The sequence below is a fragment of the Komagataeibacter swingsii genome, from assembly GCF_003207895.1.
Taxonomy (GTDB): Bacteria; Pseudomonadota; Alphaproteobacteria; order Acetobacterales; family Acetobacteraceae; genus Komagataeibacter; species Komagataeibacter swingsii.
In genome coordinates this window covers 22,095-28,704 of record NZ_NKUB01000031.1, presented here as the reverse complement: position 1 = coordinate 28,704, position 6,610 = coordinate 22,095, and the positions used below count along the sequence as shown (strand labels likewise).

Annotated in this window: 4 protein-coding genes and 1 pseudogene; all 5 read right to left on the bottom strand. The window is 65.0% G+C overall.

Annotation, left to right across the window (positions count from 1 at the left end; translation table 11 throughout):
* A pseudogene (locus CFR76_RS14905) lies at positions 1 to 1,634 on the bottom strand (diguanylate cyclase domain-containing protein); the annotation flags it as partial.
* A 23-nt stretch (positions 1,635 to 1,657) separates the two neighbouring features.
* Positions 1,658 to 2,284, bottom strand: coding sequence for a Crp/Fnr family transcriptional regulator (locus CFR76_RS14900; RefSeq protein WP_110557706.1), 627 nt, complete (start codon positions 2,282 to 2,284; stop codon positions 1,658 to 1,660).
* A 1,011-nt stretch (positions 2,285 to 3,295) separates the two neighbouring features.
* Positions 3,296 to 3,559 (bottom strand): hypothetical protein, encoded by a 264-nt coding sequence (locus tag CFR76_RS14895; RefSeq protein ID WP_110557705.1) that lies wholly within the window; start codon positions 3,557 to 3,559, stop codon positions 3,296 to 3,298.
* 150 nt (positions 3,560 to 3,709) lie between these two features.
* Positions 3,710 to 5,038: an ATP-dependent DNA helicase gene (locus CFR76_RS14890; RefSeq protein WP_110557704.1), complete on the bottom strand. Its 1,329-nt coding sequence runs from the start codon at positions 5,036 to 5,038 to the stop codon at positions 3,710 to 3,712.
* A gap of 327 nt (positions 5,039 to 5,365) precedes the next feature.
* Entirely contained in the window at positions 5,366 to 6,472 is a 1,107-nt protein-coding gene (gene nagA, locus CFR76_RS14885; RefSeq protein WP_110557703.1) for an N-acetylglucosamine-6-phosphate deacetylase, read from the bottom strand.
* Positions 6,473 to 6,610 lie beyond the last annotated feature (138 nt).

Sequence of the window (6,610 nt, the reverse complement as noted above, 5' to 3'; positions counted from 1 at the left end):
GTTGACCGCAACCGTGGGCACATGGATGCCGTCGCGGTCCCATTTCACGATCTGGCGGCACGCTTCCAGCAGCGACCAGCGGCCAATGGCCTCGATCTGGCCGGTTTCCTCCGCCACCGCGACAGGGCCTCGACACCACTGAGTTCGAGCGTATGCGTGCGCACCTGCGGCTGGTAATGCAGTTGCAGCATGCCCTTGGCCAGCGAATCGCGCAGCGCGGACCCCAGCACCAGCCGGTCCTGCGCCACCTGGTTCTTTTCCAGGTTGGCGAAGCAGAAGGTGCCGCGCCCGTCTTCCTTGGCCTGCCGCATGGCGGTGTCGGCATGGCTTAGCAGCGATTCACTGTCCGGCCCGTTGGCGGGGAACGTGCTTATGCCGATGGAACACGAAATGGACAGCGTGTTCTGGCCGATCTGTAGCGGGCGGCCGATGGTGTCGAGAAGCTGCTGGGCGATTTCCTCGATCCGCCTGCCTTCGCAGTCAGGCACCACCACCACGAATTCATCCCCGCCGGCGCGGCTGATGACGTAGTCATCCCTGGAAATGGATCGGATGCGGCCTGCGATCTCGACCAGGAACTGGTCGGCATAGACATGGCCCAGCGCGTCGTTGATATCGCGGAAGCGGTCGATATCGAGCATGAAGATCGCCAGCGTCCGGTTGCCCGGCCGGGCTATGATGTCCTCCATCACCCGGTGCAGCGCGCCACGGTTCAGCAGGCCGGTCAGGGAATCATAACGCGCAAGCTGTGTCATGTGCGTCTTGGTGGCGTGCTGTTCCAGCGCCAGCGCGCAGAACGGCAGGCACGACCCGACCAGCCGCTGGGGCCAGGCGCCAAGCTGGTTGGATTCACGCAGGTACAGCGCGAAAATGCCCGTGATCCGCCCGTCACCCGCCAGCACGGGGGCGGCGTAGCACGATTGCAGCCCCAGTGAGCGGCACATGGACTGGTAATTGTCCCACACCAGCCGGCCGGTATAGGACGTGTTGGCGCGCAGCTTCTCCACATCGGCGGGCGACGGCACGGTGGCTTCCAGCGCGTTGCGGATGCGCGGCGGCAGGGCGGATGTGCAGATCACCCGCCACGGCTGCGTGTCATCAAGCACCAGCAGGGCGGCGACGGAATTGGGCACGAAGGCTTCGACCTTGCGGCAGATCAGCTTGCCGATATCCTGTATCAGCATGTCGCTGGCCAGGGCCTGCAACACGTCGTTCTGCAGGATCAGGATCTTGCGGCGCTGGCTTTCCTCCGTGACGTTCTTCATCACGCCCATGTAATAGGTCAGCTTCCGGGCCTTCCTGGTGATCTGTACTTTCGACAGTGACAGTTCGCCACAGATGTATTCGCCATCCGCGCGCGTGAATTCGACTTCGCGCGACGTGCCGACAATGCGGTTGTGCCCGCTTTTGCGGTTGCTGTCGATGTAACGGTCATGTTCGTGGCGCAGGCGCATGGGCACCAGGCAGTCCACGTTGCGGCCCATCACCTCGGCGCGCGGGATGCCCCATAGTGATTCCGCCGCATTGTTGTAGAAGATGATCTCGTTATCCTGGCCGATGATGACCGTGGCGTCGATTGCCTGTTCCAGCGCGGGCAGCAGGATTTCGGTGGTAAGGGCTGTAAGCTCGGGCATCTGCGGGCTGTCTTTCTTCGCTGTCATCCGGAATGGGCCACGATCGCGCGCAGGCGGTCCAGGTCGAGGATGTGTATGGCGCGCCGCTGCCGGGAAATAAGCTTTTCGCGGTGGAAGGCGCTGAGCAGGCGGCTGACCGTTTCGGTCGTCAGGCCAAGGAAATCGGCCATGTCGGCGCGGGAGATGGCGGGATCGACGGGCCACAGCGCGTCCTGTCCCATGCGGGTTCCCTGCCCGATCAGGAACGCGGCCAGCCGTTCGCGCGCCGTCTGCCGCCCCAGCATCAGCAGCCGGCCATGCAACCCGATCAAAAGCTGGCGCGCGGTATGCAGTGAGGCGGCGCATGCGCCGGGCGAGGTTTCGTGCAGGTGCCGCAGGTAGGGTGCTGGCACGCACGCGACCCGCAGCGTGTGCATGGCCTCGGCGCTATAGTGATAATGCGTGCAGGGATAGGCCGGCAGCACATCCCCCCTGCTGGCGAAACCGATGATCTGCCGCCGCCCGTCGGGAAGTGACTTGAACAGGCGTGCCCCGCCACTCACCACATGGAAATGCATGTTGGCAGGCGTGCTTTCCGTCATGAATTCCTGCCGGTCGCCATAGTGGCGTTCCGCTCCGGCCGCGGGATTATGTGGCTGTATCAGGGACATTTCGATTTTTTCCTGTTTCCGACAGGAGTGCGACAGTTCTGATTAAAGACATATTTTTGCCATAAGTTAATTTGTAAAATTAATGCAACATAAACAGACGAATTGTTTGTTTTTCCGTACGTTTTATATTTGCGTGTAATTGTCGGGTGGGGGCCATCGCCCGTACCGTAAGTATTCCACCATACGATCCCACGCCGCCGCGCCCGCGACAGCCATGACGCCCGGCCACCGGCCCGTGCCGGATGCGCCGCGTCCGGCAATGGATCGCGCAGTTCGTCTCCCCTTGCGCCGCCGGGGCCTGTTGCCCGCCGGGTACGGCGCCAGTGCGGTTGCCTCGCCTGCCGCGGCCGGGTGCGATGCGCCCGGCGCGGTTCGTGGGTGCCCGGTGTCCCCTGTCCGGCGATGATTGGGGGATGGGCGGCCTGCCTACACCCGCGTGGTCAGTGTAAAAGGCCGGGTCTGGTCAGATAATCATGCCACCTGTGCCGGACAGGCGGTTACGGTTTTCCATCTGTTACGTACGTCCACCATGCCATTACGGGCGGTCTGGCGCATGCCGATCGACATGCCTTCCATGCCGTAAGCATGAACCGTCAATATCGTGCGGATAATTTAACAATTCATGAAAGTATCTTGAAATGTTGTGAAATAATATGGTCGAAAATACTGTTGATATAACAAAAAAATATTCCCGCCGGTCGAAATCATGCCCCCATGCCGGGTTTCCCCACGCCGCACGCGGTTTTCCGGTCGCACGACCCGGGGGCGAAAGCGCCGAAGGCAAAGGGCATGAAAACCGCCAGCATCGCGGGCGCGAAACAGGCCGCACCGGGCCGATACCCCGACGGTTGGGGCAATGCGGATGACAAACCGGGCGGATGCCCGCATGGGGCATGGAGGAAGCCGCCCCGCATACCCGCGCGGCGGGGTGATGCGGGCCATGGATCGGGGCCGCGCGGGCACGGAAATGCAAAAGGGCGGATACGCACCCGCGCATCCGCCCCCTCGCCGTCATGCCGTGGCCGGCAGCTTATTTTTTGGCGGCCGCGCGCCTGCCCCCAGCAGTTCGATTTCCGCGGCATTGACACCTTCGGGGTCCAGTGCCGCCCTTTTGGCAATGGCCTGTTCCTCCTCCGTGGCGTGCTCGCCGCCCTTCAGCACGTGTTCGGCCAGACGGATGGTTTCCGCCTTCGTCATGATGGCGGGGGAATGGGTGGCCTTGCGCACCAGGTCATGGATGGAACCGGCGGCATGGGGGACGCGATGTTCGCTCATGGTCTATAACTCCTTATGATATCACCATATGTTGAGCGCCGATGGCGCAGCATCAATACATAGTTTGAAATATTTTCTATCTACCGGGCGTATCAATGCCCCCACGACCATCCGATACGGGATATGCCGGCACACGGGCGCGGGCCGGATTCAGCCCTTTCCCGGCGGGGGATGACCGGGCAGGCCCGTCAGGATCAGGGCGGTGGATGGCCGCGTGGCCGCCACGTACAGCAGTTGCTGCGTTTCCAGCACGTTGGTCGCGGCGCGCCGGGTAATGTCGCCTATATCCACGAACACACGCCCGAACGTACTGCCCTGCGCGGTATGCACGGTCATGGCGTAGACCGCCTGCAACCGCCCGATGCCCCGGCGGAATACGAAACGGTGCTGCCAGCGCGCGCGTTCCTCCGCCGCCTCGCGCCGCAGGCGGCGTTCGACGGCCGCCATGTCCGCGCCGGGCCGCAGGATGGGCACGGGCACGTCCTCCCCCGTCAGGGTGCGCAGCACCACGTCATGCACCGGCAGTTCGGTGGTCCAGCCCGCGACCCTTGACGTGGCGGGAAAGGCATGGCGCAGGATGGCGGGGCGGATGTCGATCACCTCCGCCTCCTCATTGGTGGCCACGACAACGCGCCGCCCTTCCACATCCATGACCGGCGCGCGGGCGATCACGCGCTCGCCCGCGACAAAGGGGGTTGGCGTCTCGCCGCCATGCACCCAGTGGCGCACCATGCGGTTGACCGCCTCGACCCGCGCATTGGTCCAGCACAGGTAGCGGAAGGCGTCGCTGTCGGCGCGGAATTCGTCGGATGTAAAGGCGCGCTGCATCCACGCATCGGGCGCGCGCGGCACGAACAGGCCCGCGCCGCCATGGTGGCTGGCGCGGCACCATGACCAGTCCAGCGGCCCGCCCTGGCTTTCGCGTATGGCCGTGGCGGCGGCGACCAGCGGGTTGCCCGCCGCCTGCCGCACCACCGTTTCCAGGTGCGAGGCCGAGCGGATGGCGAAGGACGGGCTGATCGCCTCCCCCACCGGCGGAAGCTGGGCGGGGTCGCCCACGAACAGCACGAAACGGTCGGGCACCAGTTCGCGCACCCAGCGCATGAGTTCCGACCCCACCATGGAACATTCGTCGATGATGATGACATCAGCCGTGATCGGCTCGGGCCGGTCGGCGCGCAGCAGCACCTCGCGCCCGCCATCCTGCGTGCCGGGTTGCAGCGACAGGACGTTGTGGATGGTGCGGCATGGCGCAAGGCTGCCCACGCGCGCCTTCAGCACGGCGGTGGCCTTGTGGGTCGCGGCGGTAAAGACCACATCCGCCCCCTGCTTGCGCAGCGCGCGGGCCACGCGCTGCATGAGCGTGGTCTTGCCCGTCCCGGCATAGCCGGTCAACAGGTGGGTGGCGCAGGTTTCGCGCGCGGTCAGGATTTCCGCCAGCGCGCGTTCCTGGCACGTTGTCAGTTCCAGCCGGGACACAAGGCGACCTTAGGGGAATGGTAAGCGGTATCGGGGGCCATCGGGCCGGGGGTGATCCTTGATGCGGTGATGCGGTGGGGAATGAGTATTAGGCCGCCCCACCCCATCGGGCCAGCGTAAATGCGCGCCATGGCCATGACCGCCGCCCACGTGCCGGATACGGCGTCAACTGCCGTAATATGGCCTGAAGCATCAGGCCGTCCCTGTTCGTGCCGTACGGACAATGGCGTTGATGGAAATGAACGTTTCCGGGCGCCGTCTTTTTTCAAAAAGGCGGCGTTCTTCGAAGCTTTTTGAAAAAAGCTTCACCAAGAACTTTTGTCAGAATCAGGCGCTCCGGCGGCCCGCGACCCAGACTTCGCGCACCATCAGGTCCGGCCCCAGCACCACCATGTCCGCGCGGCGTCCGGGCATGATGGCGCCACGGTCATGCAGCCCCAGCCAGCCCGCCGCATGCGTGCTGACCAGGGCCGCCGCCTGCGGCAGGGACGCCCCGGCCTGGATGGCGTTGCGCAGGGCCTGGTCCAGCGTCAGCACGCTGCCCGCCAGCGTCCCGTCGTGCAGGCGGGCCACGCCGTCGCGCACCATCACGTCCTGCCCCCCCAGCGAACTGGGGCCATCGCCCATGCCGGTGGCGCGCATGGCGTCGGTCACGAACACCAGCCGCCGCCCCATCACCCGGTGCGCAAGGCGGAACAGGGCGGGATGGACATGGTGGGTGTCGAAAATCATCTCGGCATAGGCATCGTCGCTGCACATCAGCGCCGTGGCCGGACCCGGCGCGCGCGCCATGACCGGCGGCATGGCGTTGAACAGGTGCGTGCCCCCGGCCACGCCGCCCGCGCCGCATATGCGGCATATGGCGCGTTCGGCCTGTTCATGGTCCGCCTGCGTATGGCCGATACTGACCCGTATGCCCGCCTGGACGAACTGCTGGATGGCGGTATCGGCGTGTTCCACTTCCGGCGCCAGCGTCACCAGCCTGACCGCCCCGGTGCGGATCACCGCGCTGACCCGCGCGGGCGCGGGCGGCAGGGTATGGGCGGGCTGCGCGCCACGCCGGTGGGGACTGATGAAGGGACCTTCGAGGTGCGCGCCGGGAATGCCGGGGCCGCCGGGTATGCCGCTGCGCATGATCTCGGCCACCGCGTACAGCGTCTCGGTTATGTCCGACCATTGCGCGGTCATGGTGGTGGGCAGCAGCGTGGTGGTGCCCTGCGCCATATGGAACATGGCCATGTCCCGGATCGCCAGCGGGCCATCCATGGTATCGGCCCCGCCGCCGCCATGGACATGGGCATCAATGAATCCGGGCAGGATGTAGCGGTCGGGCACGTTGTGCAACAGGGGCCGCACATCGGTAATTGAGGTATCGAACACGACACGGCCCGGCATGACCCGGTCTGGCAGGACGATATGGCCATCAATATTCACGGTGCTGCTTTCCCTGTTCGCTGTGGGTTGACGCTGTCTGCCTGTGTTACCGCGTTGGCGCGGCGGATGCCATAACCTGCCGGACATATCGCCGCAGCCCCGCCAGACGATACGGATTGACAACAAACCCGGAATTCG